This window comes from Thermoleptolyngbya sp. C42_A2020_037 (genome assembly GCF_015272455.1).
GTDB lineage: Bacteria > Cyanobacteriota > Cyanobacteriia > Elainellales > Elainellaceae > Thermoleptolyngbya.
Map to the genome: position 1 here is coordinate 248312 of NZ_JACYLP010000048.1, position 21449 is coordinate 269760.

The 21449-nt window shown below is 57.5% G+C and carries 19 protein-coding genes; 9 read left to right on the plus strand and 10 right to left on the minus strand.

Annotation, left to right across the window (positions count from 1 at the left end; all coding sequences use genetic code 11):
- Positions 1–76 precede the first annotated feature (76 nt).
- The 4 genes from murQ to glp all read right to left on the minus strand — a co-directional run bounded on the left by murQ (position 77) and on the right by glp (position 4851).
- Positions 77–1039, minus strand: coding sequence for an N-acetylmuramic acid 6-phosphate etherase (murQ, locus tag IGS16_RS17350; RefSeq protein ID WP_297087540.1), 963 nt, complete (start codon positions 1037–1039; stop codon positions 77–79).
- A gap of 134 nt (positions 1040–1173) precedes the next feature.
- The gene (locus IGS16_RS17355; RefSeq protein ID WP_297087542.1) at positions 1174–1581 is read right to left on the minus strand and encodes a DUF3110 domain-containing protein; all 408 of its coding nucleotides are present in this window, start codon (positions 1579–1581) and stop codon (positions 1174–1176) included.
- Between the two features lie 220 nt (positions 1582–1801).
- Positions 1802–2932, minus strand: a complete 1131-nt coding sequence (gene rpoD, locus IGS16_RS17360) for an RNA polymerase sigma factor RpoD (RefSeq protein WP_297087544.1) — start codon at positions 2930–2932, stop codon at positions 1802–1804.
- 653 nt (positions 2933–3585) lie between these two features.
- Positions 3586–4851: a gephyrin-like molybdotransferase Glp gene (gene glp / locus IGS16_RS17365; RefSeq protein WP_297087546.1), complete on the minus strand. Its 1266-nt coding sequence runs from the start codon at positions 4849–4851 to the stop codon at positions 3586–3588.
- 225 nt (positions 4852–5076) lie between these two features.
- Here glp and rpmG point away from each other — a divergent pair, with 225 nt between their 5' ends.
- From rpmG to IGS16_RS17380, 3 genes are all read left to right on the plus strand, one after another.
- Positions 5077–5265 carry a 50S ribosomal protein L33 gene (rpmG, locus tag IGS16_RS17370; RefSeq protein WP_172353332.1) on the plus strand — a complete coding sequence of 63 codons (189 nt, stop codon included), beginning with the start codon at positions 5077–5079 and terminating at the stop codon, positions 5263–5265.
- 48 nt (positions 5266–5313) lie between these two features.
- The gene (gene rpsR, locus IGS16_RS17375) at positions 5314–5529 is read left to right on the plus strand and encodes a 30S ribosomal protein S18 (RefSeq protein WP_068508773.1); all 216 of its coding nucleotides are present in this window, start codon (positions 5314–5316) and stop codon (positions 5527–5529) included.
- A gap of 114 nt (positions 5530–5643) precedes the next feature.
- Positions 5644–7686 carry a ribonuclease catalytic domain-containing protein gene (locus tag IGS16_RS17380; RefSeq protein WP_297087548.1) on the plus strand — a complete coding sequence of 681 codons (2043 nt, stop codon included), beginning with the start codon at positions 5644–5646 and terminating at the stop codon, positions 7684–7686.
- A 21-nt stretch (positions 7687–7707) separates the two neighbouring features.
- On the opposite strand, the gene IGS16_RS17385 is transcribed toward IGS16_RS17380, so the two are convergent.
- The 6 genes from IGS16_RS17385 to psaK all read right to left on the minus strand — a co-directional run bounded on the left by IGS16_RS17385 (position 7708) and on the right by psaK (position 13909).
- A complete protein-coding gene (locus IGS16_RS17385) occupies positions 7708–8811 on the minus strand; it encodes a metallophosphoesterase (protein WP_297087550.1) in 1104 nt (367 codons plus the stop codon).
- Positions 8812–8966: 155 nt separating this feature from the next.
- A complete protein-coding gene (gene wecB, locus IGS16_RS17390) occupies positions 8967–10085 on the minus strand; it encodes a non-hydrolyzing UDP-N-acetylglucosamine 2-epimerase (RefSeq protein ID WP_297087553.1) in 1119 nt (372 codons plus the stop codon).
- Between the two features lie 49 nt (positions 10086–10134).
- Entirely contained in the window at positions 10135–10989 is an 855-nt protein-coding gene (gene purU / locus IGS16_RS17395; RefSeq protein ID WP_297087555.1) for a formyltetrahydrofolate deformylase, read from the minus strand.
- A 10-nt stretch (positions 10990–10999) separates the two neighbouring features.
- A complete protein-coding gene (locus IGS16_RS17400; RefSeq protein WP_297087557.1) occupies positions 11000–11557 on the minus strand; it encodes an FHA domain-containing protein in 558 nt (185 codons plus the stop codon).
- 402 nt (positions 11558–11959) lie between these two features.
- On the minus strand, positions 11960–13180 hold the full coding sequence (locus tag IGS16_RS17405) for a site-2 protease family protein (protein WP_297087699.1): 1221 nt from the start codon (positions 13178–13180) through the stop codon (positions 11960–11962).
- Positions 13181–13663: 483 nt separating this feature from the next.
- A complete protein-coding gene (gene psaK, locus IGS16_RS17410) occupies positions 13664–13909 on the minus strand; it encodes a photosystem I reaction center subunit PsaK (RefSeq protein ID WP_216655357.1) in 246 nt (81 codons plus the stop codon).
- 249 nt (positions 13910–14158) lie between these two features.
- Here psaK and IGS16_RS17415 point away from each other — a divergent pair, with 249 nt between their 5' ends.
- The 6 genes from IGS16_RS17415 (at position 14159) to IGS16_RS17440 (ending at position 21399) form a co-directional block, all read left to right on the plus strand.
- Positions 14159–14863, plus strand: coding sequence for a phosphoribosylanthranilate isomerase (locus tag IGS16_RS17415; RefSeq protein WP_367185818.1), 705 nt, complete (start codon positions 14159–14161; stop codon positions 14861–14863).
- 197 nt (positions 14864–15060) lie between these two features.
- Complete coding sequence (locus tag IGS16_RS17420; RefSeq protein WP_367185819.1) at positions 15061–15708, plus strand: sigma-70 family RNA polymerase sigma factor; 648 nt, start codon at positions 15061–15063, stop codon at positions 15706–15708.
- Between the two features lie 27 nt (positions 15709–15735).
- Entirely contained in the window at positions 15736–16701 is a 966-nt protein-coding gene (locus IGS16_RS17425; RefSeq protein ID WP_297087563.1) for a DUF1822 family protein, read from the plus strand.
- 4 nt (positions 16702–16705) lie between these two features.
- Positions 16706–19336: a CHASE2 domain-containing protein gene (locus tag IGS16_RS17430; protein WP_297087565.1), complete on the plus strand. Its 2631-nt coding sequence runs from the start codon at positions 16706–16708 to the stop codon at positions 19334–19336.
- Positions 19337–19547: 211 nt separating this feature from the next.
- On the plus strand, positions 19548–20363 hold the full coding sequence (locus IGS16_RS17435; RefSeq protein WP_297087567.1) for a DUF928 domain-containing protein: 816 nt from the start codon (positions 19548–19550) through the stop codon (positions 20361–20363).
- 79 nt (positions 20364–20442) lie between these two features.
- Positions 20443–21399, plus strand: a complete 957-nt coding sequence (locus tag IGS16_RS17440) for an alpha/beta fold hydrolase (RefSeq protein ID WP_297087568.1) — start codon at positions 20443–20445, stop codon at positions 21397–21399.
- Positions 21400–21449 lie beyond the last annotated feature (50 nt).

Below are 21449 nucleotides of genomic sequence, written 5' to 3' on the forward strand. Positions count from 1 at the left end.
AAACCCCGTCTCCTCGCGGCGACGCATTTCTCACCCTCTCAGAAAATGCTGCATCCTCTCGAACCCCAACCCGCCTTCACCCCGCAACACTCGCCACTGCCAGCCGCAAATTCCCGTCGTGTTCCGCCAGCAGGCGATCGCCCGTTTCAGCATCTACCCCTGCCCAGTGCATCAGCAGCGCTAACTTCACGCGACGACCGCTGTTTTCTAGCAGCAGCGCCGCGTCGGGACGGCTCAGCCCCGTGAGGTCAGTGAGAATCCGCAGTGCCCGGTCGTGCAGCTTTTTGTTGGTCACCGCCACATCCACCATGCGGTTGCCGTAGACCTTGCCCAGCTTCACCATTACGCCCGTCGAGAGGATATTCAGCGCCAGTTTGGTGGCTGTGCCTGCCTTCAGCCGAGTTGAGCCTGCCAGGATTTCGGGGCCGGTGATCAGGCGAATGTCGATATCCACTTCTGCGCCGACCTGTTCCGCAGGGACGCAGGCCATAAACACCGTGGCCGCGCCTCGCTGCCGTGCTGCCCGGAGTGCGCCGTGGACGTAGGGCGTGGTGCCACCTGCGGTGATGCCCACGACCACATCCTGGGCGTGAATCTGGTGATGGGCGATCACCGCTGCCCCATCTTCTGCCCTATCTTCCAGGTCTTCAGAACTGCGAACTAGCGCCCCTGCACCGCCTGCAATGATCCCCTGCACCAGTTCCGGCGGCGTGCAAAACGTAGGCGGACACTCCGCCGCATCCAGCACGCCCAATCGCCCACTCGTACCTGCGCCCACGTAGAACAACCGCCCGCCCTGTCGCAGCCGTGCCGCCGCACAGTCAATTGCCGCTGCCAGCGCATCCCGCGCTCCCGCCACGGCGGCGATCGCCCGCGCATCTTCTTGGTTAAACAGGTCTACGATCTCGCCTGTGCTGAGCTGATCGAGGGAGTGGCTGGCGGGGTTGGCTTGCTCGGTCAGCAGGTGGCCGCGATTCCCGTAGGGATCGCTTCGCGAATCGCCAGACGGAATATTTTGGAGGATCGGGGAATCGGTCATATGGGCAAACTCAAACAAACGTTCAGCAAACAACGAGCGATCGCCAAGGCGAATTGGCTAAGCCTCCTCGACGGAGGCGAATTAACTGAGGTGAAGATCGTAAACCGCTAATTTCCAGCCGCTCAATGCCCCTGCTACAGCAAGCCCTCAAGCTGCCGTCGAATGCGCTCTAGCTCCGCGTCAGAGAGACTGCTCAAAGGTGCGTCGGAATCGGGCGGGGCGGAGTGGGGCGATCGCCCATCGTCCTCCGGCTTCCAGTCCAGTTCTTCCACATTCGTCTCCGGCGGCAGCGCCAGCGTCCCTTCCGGAACTAGCACACATTCATAATGCGCCCCTTCGCAGAATTCCTCGATTTCTTCCGACTCAAAGCATTCCACCGCTGGACTGAGGAAATCCTGCGCTTCCAACATCAGCCCGTAGCGCGTCGCGTCGTCTTCCGACTCAAACATCAGCACCACGTTGCGATCGCCGTCCTGAATTTTGAGCGTGTGGATACCCTCATTCTCCGTTCCGGCGTTGAATAGCAAAACGTAAACCTGCATGGGGATCTGAAAAAACAAACGATGGGCTTAGAATCAACGCAGCGCGTAAATCCTGGATCTATCCTATGCTCGGATGGTCAGTCCAGCACCTATTCACCCAGCTTTCCCATCCCTGGACTTGGTTTACGTAACAACAAACAAAAAAGAGCCGACACAACTATGTCAGCCCTTTAATATCATTTCTCCGGCGCTTTGGCTCACCGACAGGTCGTGGCTAAGCCTAGCGAATATATTCCTTTAGCACGCTATTCCGGTTAGGATGACGCAGCTTGCGGAGGGCCTTTGCCTCGATCTGACGAATCCGCTCACGGGTTACGTTAAAGATCTGCCCGATCTCTTCCAGCGTCTTCATGCGACCGTCATCCAAGCCGTAGCGCAGACGCAGCACGTCACGCTCACGCGGGCTGAGGGTACTTAGCACACCTTCTAGATCTTCCCGCAGCAGGCTCTTGGAGACCTGATCTTCGGGCGTTTCGCCGTCCGATTCGATAAAATCACCCAGGCGAGAATCTTCCTCTTTACCAATTGGCGTTTCTAGCGAAATCGGCAGTTGAGCAGACTTGGCAATGAATCGCAGTTTCTCGATGGTCATTTCCATGCGAGTGGCGATTTCTTCCTCAGTCGGCTTGCGGCCCATTTCCTGAGACAGCAACTTAGTGGTCTTCTTGATGCGAGAAATCGTTTCGTAGAGGTGAACCGGAAGGCGGATGGTGCGAGACTGATCGGCGATCGCCCGTGTAATGGCCTGACGAATCCACCAAGTCGCGTAGGTCGAGAACTTGTAGCCCTTTTCGTGGTCAAACTTTTCAGCCGCCCGAATCAGACCCAAACTGCCTTCCTGAATCAAATCCTGGAAAGACAGGCCCCGGTTCATATACTTCTTGGCAATAGACACCACCAGTCGCAGGTTAGACTGCACCATCTTGTCCTTGGCACGTCGTCCAACATGAAGACGATGGCGGAATGCAGGCAACTCCATCTCAACGGCACTTGCCCACTCAGCGTGCTTGGGTTCGCGGGCCAGGTCTTGCACCAGCCGCTCGCGAACGCGCTCTAGCTCCAGCAAATCTGCAATCTTCCGAGCTAGCTCGATCTCCTCATCAGCCCGCAGCAGGCGAATGCGGCCGATTTCTTGCAGATAGAGACGAATGGAGTCTTCGGTGTAATGCTTTTTCTTAACCTGGGTTCGGCGGCGAGAGCGGCCTTTGACCGGCTTCCCGTCGTCTTCCTCAGCTTCATCTTCCGGCTGGATATCAAAGACATCCTCACGCCCGTCGTCACCCTCATCGACGAATTCAAAATCAGTCTCGGTTGGGTCAACAGTTTCGAGTACGTCATTCGCCTGGGTCATGCCGCGCTCCTCATGCTCCTTATGTCAAAGGTCAAAAAACTGGTCAAGCCAGAAGGTAATGAATGAAATAGTGACGGTTTCTAGACAAACTAGCAATCCATCTAGACCTAAGCAATGGAGGAAACCGAGGGAGAAGGCCAATGAATTTCAAATTCTGCTGCCCTACGGCACGCGCCTTTCCCAAACCTGCCCATTCCCAATTTGCCTTAGTTGAGGCTTAGCAACAAACTCAGGAATCTTAAGTTGCAAGACTTCAATATGCAAAATATGCAAGACTCCCTGATTGTAGCCTTTCTCACAAAACTTGCACGCCTCAACCCCGCTTTGGTCATAGAAACCTGATAAGCCCCACCCAAGGGCGTTGCTAAAGTCTGATTCAGAAGTTTGGATATTCCGAATCAGATCAATACTCTAGCCATAGATGGCGGAATGTGCCAGATATATTTTGAATTTTCCTCAGGGGTGACTCCAGCGTAACGGGCTTTACCGTTTGAACTGTCTGAACGAAAAGCGTAACCTGTTCCGCCAATATGCGGAATTGGGATCTGGCACTCCGGATGACGGAAAGCACGGCTGAAAACGGATTAGGGGGATTCTGTTTCCCTTTTAGAAATATTTTCTGCTTTGCCAAAGTCTGGAACTGTTGACGTGGCTCAGGGAAAGGCGATCGCCCCTCCACCCGTCTGCATCAGCCGAATTGGAGCGCCTGCGAGAATCCGGGTTTGTCCCACAGGCACTTGTGCCAGCGCGTTGGTCTGGGCCAGATTGATGAGATTTCCAGAACTGAAGCTGCCGGATGATTGGGAAAACTCATGACCCTCTTCTGTCACACGTAGCGTCCCCCAGAGATAGGTTTCGCGCTTACCATCTGCCTCCAAGTCGCGAGGCGATCGCCCCCAGATCCACGCCGGCCCCCAACCCGCCGACAGTCCCGCCTGTTTCCGCAGTGCGGGCAGCACAAACCGCCAAAAGGTGACCAGCGCAGACACCGGATTGCCAGGCAAGCCAAAGTAAGACGTTGGCGGCTGGGACTGAGATGACTCAAAAGTTGCGAAGGTAAGGGGCTTGCCGGGTTTGATGGCGATCGCCCGGATGTGGATCGTGGCTCCGAGAGCCTCCAGCAGGCGATCCACATAGTCATAGTCGCCCACCGACACGCCGCCGGAAGACAGCACCACATCGGCCGTAGACACCGCCTGGGCGATCACCGTTTGCAAAGCTTCCGGCTGGTCAGGCACGATCCCCAGCATTAGCGGTTCGGCTCCGGCTTCAGCGACCAGCGCTGCTAGGGCGTACTGGTTGGAATCAACGATTTGTCCTGGCTGGAGCGGCTGGTCGGGGGACACCAGTTCGTCACCCGTAGACAAAATGGCCACCCGTAGTCGTCGATAGACTGGAATCGTGACACACTGGGCCGCTGCCAGCACGGCGATTTCTGCTGCCCCCAGCCGAATTCCCGCAGGCAAGAGGCGATCGCCCGCCCGATAAAACTCCCCCCGACGGCGAACAAACTGCTGCGGCGTGGGTGCAGAGAGAATATAGACGCGATCGCCCTCTCGCCGCGTTTCCTCCTGCATCACTACTGCATCGGCTCCCGGCGGCATCATGGCCCCGGTCAAAATTCGCGCCGCCTGCCCCGGCTGGATAGTCTGCTGTGGCTGATATCCTGCTGGGATCTCCTCCACCACCGTCAGGGCGATCGGCGTGTCAGGGCAACTGGTGGCCACATCCGCCTGCCGCACGGCATAGCCGTCCATTGCCGAATTGTCCCAATGGGGAAAATCAAGCTGGCTGCTGACGGGCTGCGCCAGAATACGCCCTGCTGCGGCCGATAGCGGCACCCACTCCAGGTCATCCTGAGGATTGAGAGGGTGCGTCAGGCTGAGAATTCGCGTTTCGGCTTCGAGGACAGGCAGCATGAAGGTCGAGGGAGGGGCAGGTTTAGGGTTCCAGGTTTGGTAAACCCGGTGATGCTTAAGCTACACCATTCATAGGCAAGATGAAGATGGGGCAGATTCGGCAAATTCTGGGTTCGGCTCTAAAAATTCTTGTCTGGCTCTAGCCAAAGAGTTGTCGATCTTGCCCTTGATATGAAAAAATAAGGGTTTGTGTTTAATTACTGACTCAGCAGGACTGGACTCGCTATGGCTAAGGGCGTTCGTGTCATTATTACGCTGGAGTGTACTGAGTGCCGCACCAATCCGGACAAGCGATCGCCCGGAGTGTCACGCTACACCACCACCAAGAATCGTCGGAATACCACCAATCGGATCGAGCTGAATAAGTTTTGTCCGCATTGCAATAAGCACACGGTTCACAAAGAGATTAAGTAGTCTCCCTCTCTTCTATCTAGATATCTACAACTGCGAATCCCAATTCCTATGACCTACTACCGCCGTCGCGTTTCTCCCATCAAGCCTGGAGACCCCATCGACTATAAAGATGTAGAACTGCTGCGTAAGTTCATCACCGAGCGCGGCAAGATTTTGCCCCGCCGCATCACCGGGCTAACGGCAAAGCAACAGCGCGACCTCACCCAGTCCATCAAGCGGGCCCGACTGCTGGCGCTGCTGCCGTTTGTGAACCAGGAAGGCTAGGCGTTTCGGCTTTGGGCGATCGCCCTCAATCTGTATTATTGGGGCTTTCCAGGGTATTTTTCCATAGACGCTGGATTGCACCCTAACACCGTCATCCCCTGATTCCACGGCGCTATGGACAAGGGAACATTAGTTGAATTTCGACCGAGCGGCGAGGGCGGAGCGGGGGCTGCTCGGCCGCGTCGATTGGCCGTGGTCGATCGTCCAGAGGGAAAAAAGCTGTGGGTGGTGATTGACGAGCGGGGGCAGGCTCACACGCTGCATCCTCGCGACATCACTTACACCGTCGCAAATCAAACCTACAAGCCGTCTGAAATTAGCGCCTTTCTCAAAGAGGTTCAGCCCTATCTTGATCCCGATGGCTTGGAAGTGGCGTGGGAGTTGCTGATCGAAGACGGGGAATCCGTTAATCCGGCAGAGATGGCACTGCTGCTGTTTTCCGATGACAGCCCGCCGTTGCAGTATGCCGCCCACTGCCTGCTGTCGGACGATCGCCTCTATTTCAAGCAAAAGGGCGATCGCTACGAGCCGCGTCCCGCAGCACAGGTGAAGGAACTGAAGCATCAGCTTTCGGTCACGCTCCAGCGGCAGCAGGAGTGGGAAGATTTTTTGGCAAGATTGCGCCAGGTTTTGGCAGGAGAATCGCTGGAATGGGCAGCGGGCGATCGCCCCTGGCTAGAAGCCCTAGAGCGGTTTGCTACGCTAGGGGAAGAAGCCAGCCACCGCATGCCCGCGCTGGAAGTTTTGTCGGCGCTGGGTCGTCCCGAAACGCCGGAGGAAGCCTTTCAGCTTTTGGTCGATCTGCGGATCTGGCATCCCCATGAGAATTTGTTTCTGCGGCGCAGCCAGATTCCGACCCAGTTCCCTAGCCGAGTCCTCGAAGTGGCCCAACGCTGTCTTACTGACCCGCCTGCCGACTCTAGCCGCGATCGCCTAGACCTGACTCACCTCAAGGTCTATACCATCGATGACGAAAGCACGCGGGAAATCGACGATGGGCTGAGCGTCGAGTTTTTGCCCAACGGACAGCACCGCATCTGGGTTCACATTGCCGACCCTAGCCGCTGGCTTACGCCAGGAGATGCGCTCGATCTGGAAGCGCGGCGGCGCTGCATTACGCTGTATTTGCCGACGGGTATGACCCCCATGTTTCCGCCAGAACTGGCCACCGGGCCGATGAGCTTGGTGCAGGGGCAGTTGTGTCATGCCTTTAGTTTTGGGGTGTTGGTGGATGCAGACGGCGCAATTCAGTCCTATGAAATGCACCCGACGCTCATCAAGCCCACCTACCGCCTGACCTACGACGACGTAGACGAAATGCTGCAACTGGGCATCCAGGCAGAGCCAGAGCTAGAAATTTTGTTTCAAACGGCAAGTCAGCGGCAGCGCTGGCGGATGCAGCAGGGCGCGATCAGCATTCAAATGCCAGAATCGTCCATCAAAGTCACTGAAGACGACGAAATTCGGATTGACGTGTTTGAAGAATCTGCCTCTCGAATCTTGGTGTCAGAAATGATGATCCTGGCGGGCGAGGTGGCTGGGCGCTATGGCGAGGCGCATGGTCTGCCGCTGCCGTTTCGGGGGCAGGAACAGCCCGAACTGCCGCCCGAAGAGGAACTGATGCTGTTGCCACCGGGGCCTGTGCGGGGCTGCGCGGTTCGTCGCTGCATGAAGCGCAGTGAAATGGGTGTGACTCCAATCCGCCACGCGGGTCTGGGGCTGGATGTCTATGTGCAGGTGACGTCGCCGATTCGCCGCTATGCCGATTTGCTGGCTCATTTTCAACTCAAGGCGCATTTGCAGGGCGACCCGCTGCCCTTTTCGCCGGAGGAAATGACGGAACTGCTGCAAGGCATCGGCTCCACGACCTATGAGATGGTGCAGGTCGAGCGCCAGACGAATCGCTATTGGAGCCTAGAATATTTGCGGCGCAATGCAAACGAGGTCTGGCCGGCGCTGGTGCTGCGCTGGCTGCGGGAACATGAAAACTTTGGGCTGGTGTTGCTGGAAGATTTGGGACTGGAGATGGCGATGCGCTTTAGCCGAACCGTGCAAGTGGGCGATCGCCTCGATGTGAAAGTGTCCTACGTCGATCCGCGCCGCGATCTGATCCAGTTTGTGGAAATCGATCAAGCCGTTCCCCAGGCTGCCTCTTGATTGCCGATGCAAAAGAATGGCTCAAATTCGCAGCAGAGCTTGGTTATCAATCGGGCAATAGTTTCCGCTGGCATCTAATGCGCTAAAGCGGTGGAGAAACTGACGAACCGCAGGCGGCAGGTGGTGAAAGTCGAACCAGGCATCGCCTTGAGCAATGTCTGCCCAGAAATGGCGTAGGTGGGGGGCGATCGCCCTCGCTTCGGCATCGGCTAGCGCCAGGGGCGGCAGCGTTAGCAAGCGATGCATAAAGGAAAACGAGCGATCGCCCATCCAGTCTCGCGAATAGGTCTGCAAGTTGTCCCAGCCCGATACGGCTTCGACGCGAGTCGTGTCTACCTCAATTTGCCAAAATCCCTGGTCGTCCTGAGTTGCCACCAGCACCCGATAGGGATGGGGATAGCTGACCAGCGAACCTGTAGTGATTTCGCAAAACTCTCGGTGCTGCGCTACGTCCTGCACATGCAGATGCCCCGTGAAAATTAGCCGCACCCCCGCAGGCTCCAATACTTTCAACAAATCAGCCGCATTTTGCAGCATATAGCGCTGGCCCATCCCGTGGCGAGCCTGACCCGGCAAATGCTCCAGCACATTGTGATGCACCATCACTAGCACCAGATCATCGCCCACCGTGTCTAGCGTTTCTGCCAGCCAGCGCAACTGTGCCTCATCCAGCCAGCCCGTCGGCAACTGCACACCGTTTTCATCAAAGGCGATCGAGTTCAGCCCGATTAGCCATACCCCCGGCAAAATTTCGCGGGCGTAATAGGGGCGATCGCCCGTATACCCAAACGGCTGATAAAGCTGCGGAAAATCAGACAGCCCAATCGCCCGTTTCTCCGCATCCCGCGCAATGATGTCGTGGTTTCCCGGCACGACGTAAACCGGATAGGGCAATTGCCCCAGCCGCTGCACAAGCCACTGGTGGTTTTCCCATTCCCCATGCTGGGTTAGATCACCCGGCAGCAGCAAAAAATCCAGATCGGCTGTTGCCAGCGCTGCCAAAACTTGCTCCAGCGCCGGAACGCTGACTTCGACCAGATGAAACCGATGGGGATTATCCCAAATGGTATGGGGCAGCGCGATATGGGGATCGCTGATGATGGCAAAGCGAAAGCGAGAGGTCATGGAGGAATCGGGAAAAAGCGCAATCTCCCTTCCATCCTAATCGGGCAAGACTTCCGTCGTTCAATGATTTCCGGTTGAAAATTTCCCACTACAGAACTTCTTCACCCTATGCCTACGAAACAGGATTCAACTGTTCGTGCCTTAAATTGGCTGCTCTACGCAACAGTAGTTCTGCGAAAGTAGTCCTGCACGATCGCTTCAATCCGCTCGGCGGCCCGCCCGTCCCCAAACGGATTGACTGCATTGGCCATGGCGCTGTAGGCATCGGCACTTCCTAGCAGGCTGGCGGCCGCCGCCAGAATAGCATCCGGTTGCGTGCCAATCAGCCGCGCTGTTCCGGCAGTCACGGCTTCGGGGCGCTCGGTGGTTTCCCGCAGCACCAGCACTGGCTTGCCCAAACTGGGTGCTTCTTCCTGAATGCCGCCGGAATCTGTCAGCAGCAGGTAGCATCGCTGGATTGCCCCGACCAGTTCTGCATAATCGAGCGGTTCCGTCAGATAGACACGGGGATGGTTGCCCAGCAGGGCTGTCAGCGGTTCCCGCACGGTTGGGTTGCGGTGCAGCGGCAGCAGCAGTGCCGTATCAGGAAACTTGTCCAAGATTGCGAGAAACCCCTGAGCGATGTCCCGGAGCGGCGCGCCCCAGTTTTCTCGACGATGCACCGTTGCCAGCAAGACGCGATAGTGATCCCAGTTCAGATTGGGAACTGGACAGTCGGGATGGCGGGCTGCTACGGTCAGCAGCGCGTCGATCACGGTGTTGCCTGTGTGGTGAATCGCGCCCGTTACGCCCGACTGCTGGAGATGCTGCACGGCAAGGTCCGTCGGCGCAAAGTTAAGTTGGGCAATTTGGGAAATCAAGCGACGGTTTGCCTCTTCGGGAAAGGGGTTAAACAGATTGTCTGTGCGGAGGCCCGCTTCGACATGACCCACTGGAATCTTCTGGTAAAACGCGGCCAGGGCAGCGGCAAATGCGGTTGTGGTATCGCCCTGCACCAGCACCATTTGGGGGTCGAGTTCGGCAAACAGCGCCTCTAGCCCGCGCAGGCTGAGACAGGTGATATCCGTCAGACTTTGTTGGGGCTGCATGATGGCAAGATCACGATCGGCCGTCAGGTGAAACAACTGCATCACCTGATCTACCATTTCCCGGTGCTGCCCGGTTAGCACGACCTGAGTGTCAAAGGCGGGGTTGGCCCGAAACCGTTGAATCACCGGGGCCAGCTTGATGGCTTCGGGGCGAGTGCCAAGGATAATGCAGATGCGGTGGGGCATTGGCGGGGTTGGGGTTTGAAGACGGAGAAATGGAGATGCAGGAGGAGGACTAGGCAAAGACAACGGTGCGGTTGCCGTAGACGAGAACGCGGTTTTGCAGGTGATAGCGGACGGCGCGGGCAAGGACGATGCGTTCTAGGTCTTTGCCTTTGCGGATGAGGTCTGCAACTTGGTCGCGATGGCTAACGCGCACCACGTCTTGCTCAATGATGGGGCCTTCGTCCAGGTCTTGGGTGACGTAGTGGGCCGTTGCGCCGATGATTTTTACGCCGCGTTCGTAGGCTCGCTGGTAGGGGTTGGCTCCGGCAAAGGCCGGCAGGAAGGAGTGATGAATGTTGATCACGCGGGGAAACTGGGCGATGAAGTCGGCGCTCAAGACCTGCATGTATTTTGCCAGGACGACGAGATCGATGCGATAGTGGCGCAGTAGCTCCAGTTGTTTGGCTTCTTGCTGGGGTTTGGTGTCGGGGGTGATGGGGATGAGGTGATAGTCGATGCCGAATTGCTGGGCGATCGCCTCCAGGTTTGGATGATTGCTGAGGATCAGCGGGATCTCTGCGGCAAACTCGCCAGCCCGCTGTCGCCAGATCAGGTCAAACAGGCAGTGATCTTGTTTGCTGACCCAAATGGCAATGCGGGGCGTTTCGTCGGAAAAATGCAGCTCCCACTGGGCATTGAGCGGTTGGGCGATCGCCTGCCAAGCCACGCCGATCACCTCTCTCGGCAGGTTAAAGCCATCCAGTTGCCACTCGATCCGCATGAGAAATAGCCCCGCGGAAGCATCCGTGTGCTGATCGGCATGGATGATGTTGCCGCCATTGGCGTAGATAAAGTTGGCAACCTTGGCAACAAGACCAGGCTGGTCGGGGCAAGAAACCAGAAGGATAGCAGTGGGGTTGGTCATGAATCCCGCACTACTCTTCTACCGCCAGACTGGAGCTTGAGGAAAACCCCGCACCTGCTTCCAGATCCTCGTCTTCTTCGTCTTCTAGCTCGTCGTCTTCTAGCTCGTCGTCTTCCAAGTCTTCGGGCAACGCCGCTGCTCCTGCACTGCCTTCACCCTCTTCGTCGATCATATTGGGGCTGATCAGCGTAATGTCGAACTCATCAGGCGGCACAGTTGCTACATTCTCGCGCTTCAGCATGTAGTAGATGGCCTGAACCTGGGGCCCAAACACCACCTTGTCTTGATTCTCCAGATCGTGGGCACCGAGTTTTTTGCCGTTAATCAGCAAACCATTGGAGCTAGCTTTGCCTTTGCCGTTGCCATCCACGATGCGATAGTAATAGCCACCGTGATCGTCTACCATGCGAACCAGAGTGGCATGGTGTCGAGACACAAATTGAGAAATGAGCCGGATATCGCAGGTCGGATCTCGACCGATCGAGTAAACCTCACTCTCCAGCGTGTATTCTCGCCGTCCCTTATTGTCTTCGATGATGATCAGGTGATTGGGGTGCGATGCTGACATGCAACGATGACTCGCTCAACAATGGAAAACAAAAATGGAAAACAAAACGAACCTGCAAAGACGTAACAAATCTGTTAATTATCCACAACTTTCTTAAAGCCAGTGCGGTAGACAGGACGCTGCGAAACCCTTGCCCTCTTGAGGACATCGCGCACCTAACTGTGTAAGAGAGTGCTGTAATAACAGAGCGGTAGAAGCAACCTACAGACAAGCTGGCCAAACGCTGTAGCCACAAGTCTGGCGATCGCACGTTTCCTGTAGACAACCCGTATCAACAGACTAATATAGCAACACCTGTGGCGATCGCCATACCCATTACGCCACAGGAGAATCTGCAATTCTCTGAGGGATGCTGCTAGATCAGAAACATTGACCCAATATGTTTCTATTCGTTACGATTCTTTAGCCGTTTCGGTCTTCATTGAGCGAAGTGGCGATCGCAGGCAGCGGCAGCCCCGGCGGATACACGCCTTCCTCTTTAATGCGAGTGATCAACGCATCGGGCACAGGCACATTCAACTGCTTGGCTACTGCTCGCACAATGTCGCCCCGATCTAGCACGCCCGCCACTGCTCCGGCCGGAGAGAGGACCGTAATCCGCTTCAAAGTTTCGGCTTCCAGTTTCCCGATGGCATCTGACAGGGGCGATGCTTCCGCAACGCTAGGGATTTCTGTGAGTGGATGAGCTATCTCCTGAAGCGTCCGATTCCACTGGCTGCGCTCGATCTGCTGCACATCTTCGACCAAGACCTGGCCCCGATAGCGCCCCTCCGACGCAGCATAGAAAGCAGGTGGATAGCCCTCCTCCTGCTGCACATAATCGCTGATGAAGCGTTCTAGGCTGAGGTCGGCATCAACCACGCGAAACTCGCGGGTCATCGCGTCTGCTGCTGTCAGCTTGCCCACTGCCTCCTGCACATCCGAAACGCGGCTGTAGGCGCGGGCATTGCTCAAAATAAACCAGGCGATTAGCCCCAGCCAGATGGCGTTGATGCTGCCTGCGGGAGACTGGATATAAGCCATGACCGCCAGCGCAATGCCAAACCAGCCCAGTGCCTGTCCCGATCGGGCGGCCCAGCGCATTCCCTGGATGCGGCTGCCCGTCAGCTTCCATACTGCTGCCTTCAGCACTTGTCCACCATCCAGCGGCAGACCCGGAATCAGGTTAAACAGCGCCAGCACCAGGTTGATGGCGGAAAGCCGTGTGGCAATGAGGTGCAGGGGAGTATCCGTGGGAAGCACCTGGGCTGCTCCAGCCAGCAGCAGAAATAGCGCGAAGCTGACGGCTGGCCCGGCGATCGCCACCTGAAACATCTGCCCTGGGGTTTTGGATTCCCGGTCGATGGACGCGATGCCGCCAAAGAGAAACAGCGTGATTGAGTTGACCCCAATGCCTTGCGATCGCGCGGTCAGGCTATGGCCCAACTCATGCAGCAGCACCGACCCAAACAGCGCCAGCGCCAGCCCCAGTCCCGTAATCCAGGCAACGCCCGCTGGGTAGCCTGGGCTTTGTTGCAACATCAGGCTGTTGGAATAGGTAAACAGCCCCAGGATCAGGAACCATGAGGAATCAACCAGCAGTGGAATGCCAAAAATCGAGCCAACTCGCCAACCTGCCCTCATCTGTCCTCCTGGCTGCATTGGGGCGGCAAAACCCACCGCCTGATAAGACACTGCCTGGGAGACCGTTAACGCTGATAGCAAGGGTTAGGAGTGAAGACTCCGCAGCACTTGCGCGAGAGGAGTGGTGAGGTTAAAGCTGAAAGCAAGCTTGAGAAAAGTCATCAAAGCTTTCAGGTGTTGATCCAACTCTCTGAATCCAAATTCTCTGGTTCAACTCTCTGCAACTGCGATAAACCGCTAAGACTTGCGCCAGTCCCGTCAGGCTTGCTCTCATTCTACTAGGCTGACCTGGCAAACAGATGAGCCTGGAGGATGGCTTCTGATATCAATTCTTGAGAATATTGGCTCTGAAAATACTGACTCTGAAGACGCTGGCTCTGAAAATACTGGCCCTAAAATACAGAACGAGGACGGGCAGGACTCTAGCGGCGAATGTTCCTTGAACAGGCCCACCTTGTTTCCTGCCCGTAGAGTCTTTAGGCGCTAGAGCAGACCAGCATTCGACAGACCTAGCACAAACCCAGCCCCCAGCAGGTGGCCGAAGCTCATGGTAGCCAACAGTTCTGGCAAGCCGAAGCCCGTAAACATGGCGGGTAGCTCGACAGGTAGCGCCGGGCCAACGCCGCGCTTTTGGATCGCGTAATAGCCGATGGCGATCGCAAACAGGTTTGCCGCCGTCATGACAATTGCAGTGTTAATCGACCAGGGGGCCGTTGTCGCCGTAGCGATGAGTGCAGTGTGAAACGCAACGTGAAACAATGTGAAATCTCCCCTTTTTTGAACTCGCCGATCTCAAGCACTCCGCTCAAGGCGCAGTGCAAAATCATTCCTGATTTTAGAGAGGCAGGTTTGACGAAACACAATTTGTTGAAAGAGTTAACAGTTCTGGGCAATACCGATACAAAACTATGCAGAGTCACTATGCAGAGTCCCGCCGAGTCCGTTTCTGCTGAGTTTTCCCTGGCGCGATCCACGCCGCTGCGGGTCAAAATCTGCGGCATTACGCAGCCTGCCCAGGGACGGGCGATCGCCCAACTCGGCGTTTCGGCCCTGGGCTTTATCTGCGTGGCTGCGTCGCCGCGCTACGTCGCGCCAGCCCAAATTCGGGCAATCGTCGAGGCGCTGCCGCCAGAAGCCCCGGTGGATCGGGTCGGCGTGTTTGTGGATGCGACCCTGGAAGAGATTCAGCAGGTGGTGGCGATCGCCCAACTCACGGCTGTGCAACTGCATGGCAACGAATCGCCAGACGGCTGCCAGCAGGTGCGCGATGCCTTGCCCCACATCGAACTCATCAAAGCACTGCGGGTGCGCGATGCTGCCACGCTCGACCTGGCCCACCGCTACACGCCCCACATTGACACGCTCTTGCTCGATGCCTACCATCCCCACCTCTACGGCGGCACAGGCGCAACCCTTGATTGGGCAATGCTGCGAGACTTTGACCCTGGCTGTCCCTGGCTGCTGGCTGGCGGCCTCACGCCCGACAACGTGCAGCACGCGCTGAGAGCGGCCCATCCCTACGGCATCGACCTCTCCAGCGGCGTGGAGCGTTCCCCCGGCGACAAGGATTTGGGGCTGGTCGAGCGGCTAATAGGGGCGATCGCCCAGTTGGGTTGTCAGGAATCAGGGTCTACTGCTCAGGATGATTTCATCGGAGCGCGATCGCCAGAAAACCCGGAGTAAGTGACAACAAACTCTTGCAACAAACTCTATAGAATTTGGAACTTTATCGCGTTCAGAACTGTGATACGAGTAAAGCATTCTGTGTAGTGGGTTATGGGTTAGGTGCATGTCTGGCAACTGGGCTGCTGCCCCCATGCGCCAACCTGTGAACCCGCTGGGCTTTGCTTTTTTGGCTGCCGCCCCTGCCCTTAACCCCAATCCCTGAGATGGACGAACTGCAAGAACTGGTCATCGAAGCCTGTCGCCATCCCCCCGGCAGCCCCCAGCGTCAGCGAGCCTTGACTAAGGTAATTCGGCTGGCATCGCGCAAACTATGGCGGGAGAATGTCGCCTACTACGAAGATGCGCTTCAGCAGACCTGGGTCTATTTCTGCCAGAACGTCTGCGAAGCCACGACCGGCCGAAAATACGACCCCACTCAGAGCAGCGTGGTGACCTGGTTGAGCGCCTATCTAAAGCGGCGGCTGCAAGATTTTTACATTCAAGGTCGAGAGCAGGAAACTCGGCGGGCCTCTGTCCGGGGCATGGCCTCGCGCTCTGGCGAGACCGGGGAACTGATCGATCCGGTGGATAACCTGGCAGCAAATCCCGACGTGCCGCCCATTTTGCAGGAGGTGCGGGACTGGGTAGAAGCGGACGGCAGTGGCGATCTGGTGAAAACCCACATTAAGGGGCGACCGGAGGTGAACTGTCAGGCCCTGCTGCTGCGACGGCTGCCGCCAGAAGCAAGCTGGGAAGAAATCTCGGCCGAGTTTGGGCTGCCGATTTCCACACTGAGTAGTTTTTATCAGCGACAGTGTTTACCCCGGTTGCGTAAATTTGGCGAGTCCGAGGGATATCTGTAGAGGAGGACTTGCCCGAGGACTGACCCTATGACATACAACACCGCCGAGATTGACGATTTCGCATTAACGCTGCCCCTACCGCAGGCAGCCCGACAGCTTGCCCAGCGGTTTGCCAGCCAGCAGCCAACCCCGACCAAAGCCGAACAGGTGCGTCATAATACGCTGGCGGTGTGGGTGGTCAATGATTATTTACAAATGATGGGCATCGAGACTGATCTGGAGCGGGGAGATAGCTGGAATGCGATCGCCCGTCTTGCGGCTGACGTTGCCGATTTGGAAGTCATTGGCGCGGGAAGACTGGAATGCCGCCCTGTTCAACATGTATCTGCGCCCTGCCCAGTGCCACCCGAAGTGTGGGGCGATCGCATCGGGTATGTCGCGGTTCATATCGACGCATCGCAGCGCGAAGCCTCCATTCTGGGCTTTACCCCCACCCTAGAGCCAGGGGACGATGGTTTAGCCCTGCATCCTGATTATCTCCAGCCGCCTGAAGATCTGATGGATCATCTCGATCGGCTGCTGCATCCCCTGGTTGTAACGACGCTGGCGCAGGCAGGAGTCAGCCTCAACCAGTTGGGACGATGGCTGCAAGGGGCGATCGACGCAGGCTGGAACGCGGTGGATGCTGTCCTGAGTGCAGAGCAGCTCAGCCCCGCCTATGCCTTTCGTCAGCTCAACAGTACCGCTGTGCGCCGAGCCAAACTGGTGGAGGTGGGTGTTTCGCTGCCGCTGGTGATGGAACTTAGCCTCAGCACGACACAACCTGGACAGACCGATATTTGTGTCCAGCTTTATCCCAGTCCTGGTACGCCCAGCCTGCCGCCAGACGTGCATCTCCGCATTCTGGACGAGTCGGGCGGTGTTTTTTTAGAGGCTCAGTCCACCACGCTGGAAGACTATCTGCAACTGCAATTTAGCGGAGTCTCTGGCGAAACCTTTGGGGTGCAAGTTGCCTTGGGTGATACGACCGCAACAGAAGCATTCTTGATTTAGAGCCGTGGACAAATTAGTAACGCTGCGATTTGGTGAAGGCAGCTTTGAGCAGGGGTTTCCGGCGACGCTCCAGGTCGGCGAAGAGACAGACGCAGCCTCAGGGCTGGCGATGCAACTGACAACCGAGGTGGTAGGGAAACTGCCGCCCGCGCCGGAGGTGGTGGCGTTATATCAACAGTGGCAAACGGCCTATCGACAGTTGGGCATTGCCACGCGGCTGAATGCGCCCGACCATCAAATCAAAAATGTGTCGCGGTCGGCGAGTCGAGCGGCGTGTCAGCAGGCAGCCCGGCAATTGCGCGATCGCCTGAATGAGTGGCTGCGGGCAGAATCCTTTCGGCGGGTGCGCGAAACCTGGTTTGCAGCGCTGTCGCCCACCGACACTGTGCGGCTGATTGTGCAGACGGAAGATCGGCTGCTGCAACGGCTGCCGTGGCATCTGCTGGAGCTATTTGAGCAGCATTCCCACCTGGAAATTGCCCTCAGTGCTCCCACCTATCAGCGGGTGCTGCAACCGCCCAAGCCCAAGGGAAAGGTGCGGATTTTGGCGATTTTGGGCAATAGCGCAGGCATCGACGTGCAGGGCGATCGCACGCTGCTGATGCACCTGTCGCCCCAGGCCGACGTAACCTTTCTGGTAGAACCCGACCGCAAAGAACTGAGCGATCGCCTCTGGGATCAGCCGTGGGACATCCTGTTTTTTGCGGGGCACAGTTCCACCGAACTAGCCGCAGACGCGGCAGACGGCGACACCGGGCGCATCGCCATCAACCCCAGCGATTCCCTGACGATCGAAGAGTTGCATTATGCTCTGCGAAATGCCGCTGCCCAGGGACTCAAGCTGGCGATTTTCAACTCCTGCGACGGGCTGGGGCTGGCCCGCGCCCTGGCCGACCTGCACATTCCCCAACTAGTGGTGATGCGGGAACCCGTGCCCGACCGGGTGGCGCAGGAATTCCTCACCAGTTTCCTGCGAACTTTTGTGCGGGGCGAGTCGCTCTATCTCTCGGTGCGGCGGGCGCGAGAGCAACTCCAGGTCTTGGAAAACGAGTTTCTTTGCGCCACTTGGCTGCCCGTTATTTGCCAAAACCCGGCAGAGCGCCCCCCTACCTGGCAGTCCCTCCTAGGGCGAGCGCCCAAATCCGCAGAGTCGCCCAGTCCCCTTCCTGTTGCCGCTACTCGCCTGCACCGCCGCCGCCTGCATCGCCGCGAAGTCTGGCAGCGCCGCCTGCGCCGGGTGCTGCGCCGCGTGCCAATGGCGATCGCCCTCAGCGCGTTGGCAGCAGGAGTGGTCATCGGGGGGCGATCGCTCGGCTGGTTGCAACCCGTGGAACTCGCCACCTACGACCAGATGCTGCGCCTGCGCCCTGCCGAGCGAGAACAAGACCCGCGCCTGCTGATCGTCACGATTGACGAACAAGAGAAGCAGCAATTGGGACAGCAATACGGCCCCCACGAGTATTCGCTGTCAAATGCGAACCTGAACCGCCTGATCGAGATTTTGGACGAGAGTGGAGCCAGGGTGATTGGCATTGACCTGTATCGTGACCTGCCAATCGAACCTACAAACGCTGCACTGGCTCGGCAGTTTAGCCAAAACTCAAAGGTCATCGGCGTTTGCAAAGTGCCTGTGGATGGTAGGGACGGCATTGCGCCGCCAGCGGAAATTGCAGCGGCTCGGCTGGGGTTTTCGGACTTTGTAGAGGACAAAAAAGAAGGCAAGGTTCACCAGACCAGCACCCAAGTGCGGGCGATCGCTACCCGTCAGTCCTTAAATGCTCCAAATTCCCCTGCAAGCCAAAACAACGAAGACCGAACAAAGGAAGACCCACCGATGGTGCGCCGTCACCTGCTGGCCATGCGTGAGGAACTTTCGGACGAAACAGGCTGCCTGCCTGATTTCGCGTTTAGCACGCTGCTGGCGGGTCGGTATCTAGAAGCCGAGCAGATTCCCGTAGAAATTACGCCGGAGGTGCTGAAACTGGGCGATCGCACTTATCCCCTGCTGCGACAGCGATCGGGCGGCTACAAAGCGCCCAATTTTGACTATCGCGGGGCGCAGATCTTGCTTAACTATCGCACCGTGCGCCCGCTCTACGACAGCCCATTTAAGCGGGTCAAAATCAGCGATGTGCTGAATCAGCGAGTGCAGCCAGACCTCATTCAAGATCGGCTGATTATCCTCGGATATACGCCGATCGATCCGGGCAACTCGAAAGATATCTGGAAAACGCCTATCGCTTCCACAATGGACGGCGCAATTGTGCAGGCCCACATGACCAGTCAGTTGATCAGTGCGGCGATGAACGAGCGGCCGCTGCTGTGGACGTTGCCCGACGGGCTAGAAGTGCTGTGGATTGGCGGCTGGGCGGCGCTGGGCGGGCTGCTGGTGCTGCTGTTTAAGGGGCCTTTTCGGCTGCTGGGGGCGATCGCCCTGGGGCTGCTGCTCTTGGGGGCGCTCGCTCAGGGTATCTTTATCGCCTGGGGCGGTTGGTTGCCGCTGGTTCCTGCGTTTTTGGCCTTTGGCCTCAGCTCCGTCCTGGTCATCGTCTACCGCTATCGCCTGGTGCAACTGACGCTCCTCTTTTTCGTCAATCTCATCCTGATCATGACTCGCGGTCAGCGCTTCAAATAAAGGGCTGCAAAGTCCAGTCCTCCCAAGACTCCAAACCCATCGCTAGGAAACTCCGGCCCGCTCTTTTCGTCTTGCTGCGTAAAAGAGCAGAGATTTCCTGAAGTGAATATTGTGGGAAGAATCAGGAACCTCCAGCGCGAGGTTGCCCAAGACCCCAAACACCTTATATGTGTGCCTCCCCACCAGCCCCCCTTGAGTTGAGGTCACCGACATGAATGCATCTAAGTTTTGGTTAAAGTCTGCGGCGATCGCTGCTGTGGTTCTGGTTTTGTCTGCTGCTCCGGCTGTGGCGCAGCGCTATGAATCGTCTAGCGGCGACGCACCCGGTGCAGACCGGGCAATTGGGGGCGGTGGTCATCGCTATCGGGCCCCGCTGCCGCCCGAAGCAGGCGCACCGGCTGGGCGACCCTTCGGCGGAGCCAGTCGAGGTAGCGGCGATCTTCCCATCTGCCAATCGCTGGCAGCCCTAGTTCCGTCCACTCGTGAGGTTGGGCGCAACGGCAGAGAGTACACTAGCGTCTGGGCCCTCACTGCCGCCGCCCATCCCACCTTCTGGTTCTATGTTCCCTACGCGATTACGGGCGATGAGCCTGCCGAATTTGTGCTGTTCGACGATCAGCGCCGCATTATTTACCGAAAACAAAACATTGTCCTGAGCAATGAACCCGGTATTATTGGCATCGCTCTCCCCGAAACCGCGCCAGCGCTAGAAGTCGGGCGCATGTATCGGTGGAACTTCCAGACTCAATGCGGCGGCGAAGTTGTGTTTGTGGAAGGCTGGATTCAGCGAGCCGCGCTGGATGCCGAACTCACTGCCGAAATCGACCGCGCCCTGCCGCTCGACCAGGCGGCCCTGTATGCAGAAAACGGCATCTGGTACGACGCGCTCACCCTTTTGGGCAATTTGCGCCGAGAAGATCCCGACAATCTCGACGGGCTAGATGCCTGGATGGAACTGCTGGAGGTGTTGGAACTGGGCAAAGACGAAGAGGAAGTCGTCCTCACGCCCGTTGTTCCTGTCGAGTAAGTGCAAGGGGCAGGGGTCGAGGCAAAACGGATCTCTGACCCCTACGCCTGGCTTGAGCCATCCCAGGGGTAGAGCTAGAATGTTTACATTCCTTTACACACTGGGTTTCATGCAAACTGCGATCGCCCCTGCGGTGGGAGCCTACTGGAACTGGCGCGGCTATTCCATTTACTACGTCCGGGCAGGAGAACGACGGGGCGATTCCCACAGGGATGGCCTGGCGAATCGCCCGCCCTTGCTGCTGGTGCATGGCTTTGGCGCGTCTACGGACCACTGGCGCAAGAATGTGGCGGGGCTAAGCGCCGACTTTGAAGTGTGGGCAATCGACCTGCTGGGCTTTGGGCGATCGCAGAAACCCGATATCGTCTACAGTGGCGACCTCTGGCGCGATCAGTTGCATGACTTTATTACCGACGTGATTCGGCGACCTGTGGTGCTGGCGGGCAACTCGCTGGGCGGCTATGCATCGCTGTGTGTGGCGGCCCAGCGTCCACAATCCGCCGCCGGGCTGGTGCTGCTGAACTGCGCTGGAGCCTTTACCGAAACGGCGCAAATGGCTCAGCCCAACCTCGTGCAGCAGTGGTTGGGAGACATCGTGCGATCGCTCTTGTTGCAGCCGCTCCCCAGTTTTCTGCTGTTTCAATACGTCCGGCAAAAATCTGTCATTCGCAAAACGCTGGAAAAGGTCTATCTAGACCGCAGCGCCGTCACCGACCAGTTGGTTGAGGATATCTACCGCCCCTCTTGCGATCCGGGCGCACCCGCCGTGTTCGCGGCTGTGTTCAAGTCTCCCCGTGGCGAAAAGAATGACGTGCTGCTGAGCCAGATGCGGTGTCCCTTGCTAATGCTCTGGGGCGAGGGCGATCCGTGGATGAACGCCCGCACTCGAGGAGCGCTCTTCCGCCAGCACTATCCCAACCTGACAGAGCATTACCTAAACGCGGGGCATTGTCCCCATGACGAAGTGCCGGAGCAGGTGAACGCGCTGATCAAAGATTGGGTTTTGGGAATCGGAGAGGATGCGATGATGGAATAAAGGGTGAAGTTGTCTTGACGGGTCGCTCCATCGTCTGGGCAGTTCATCTT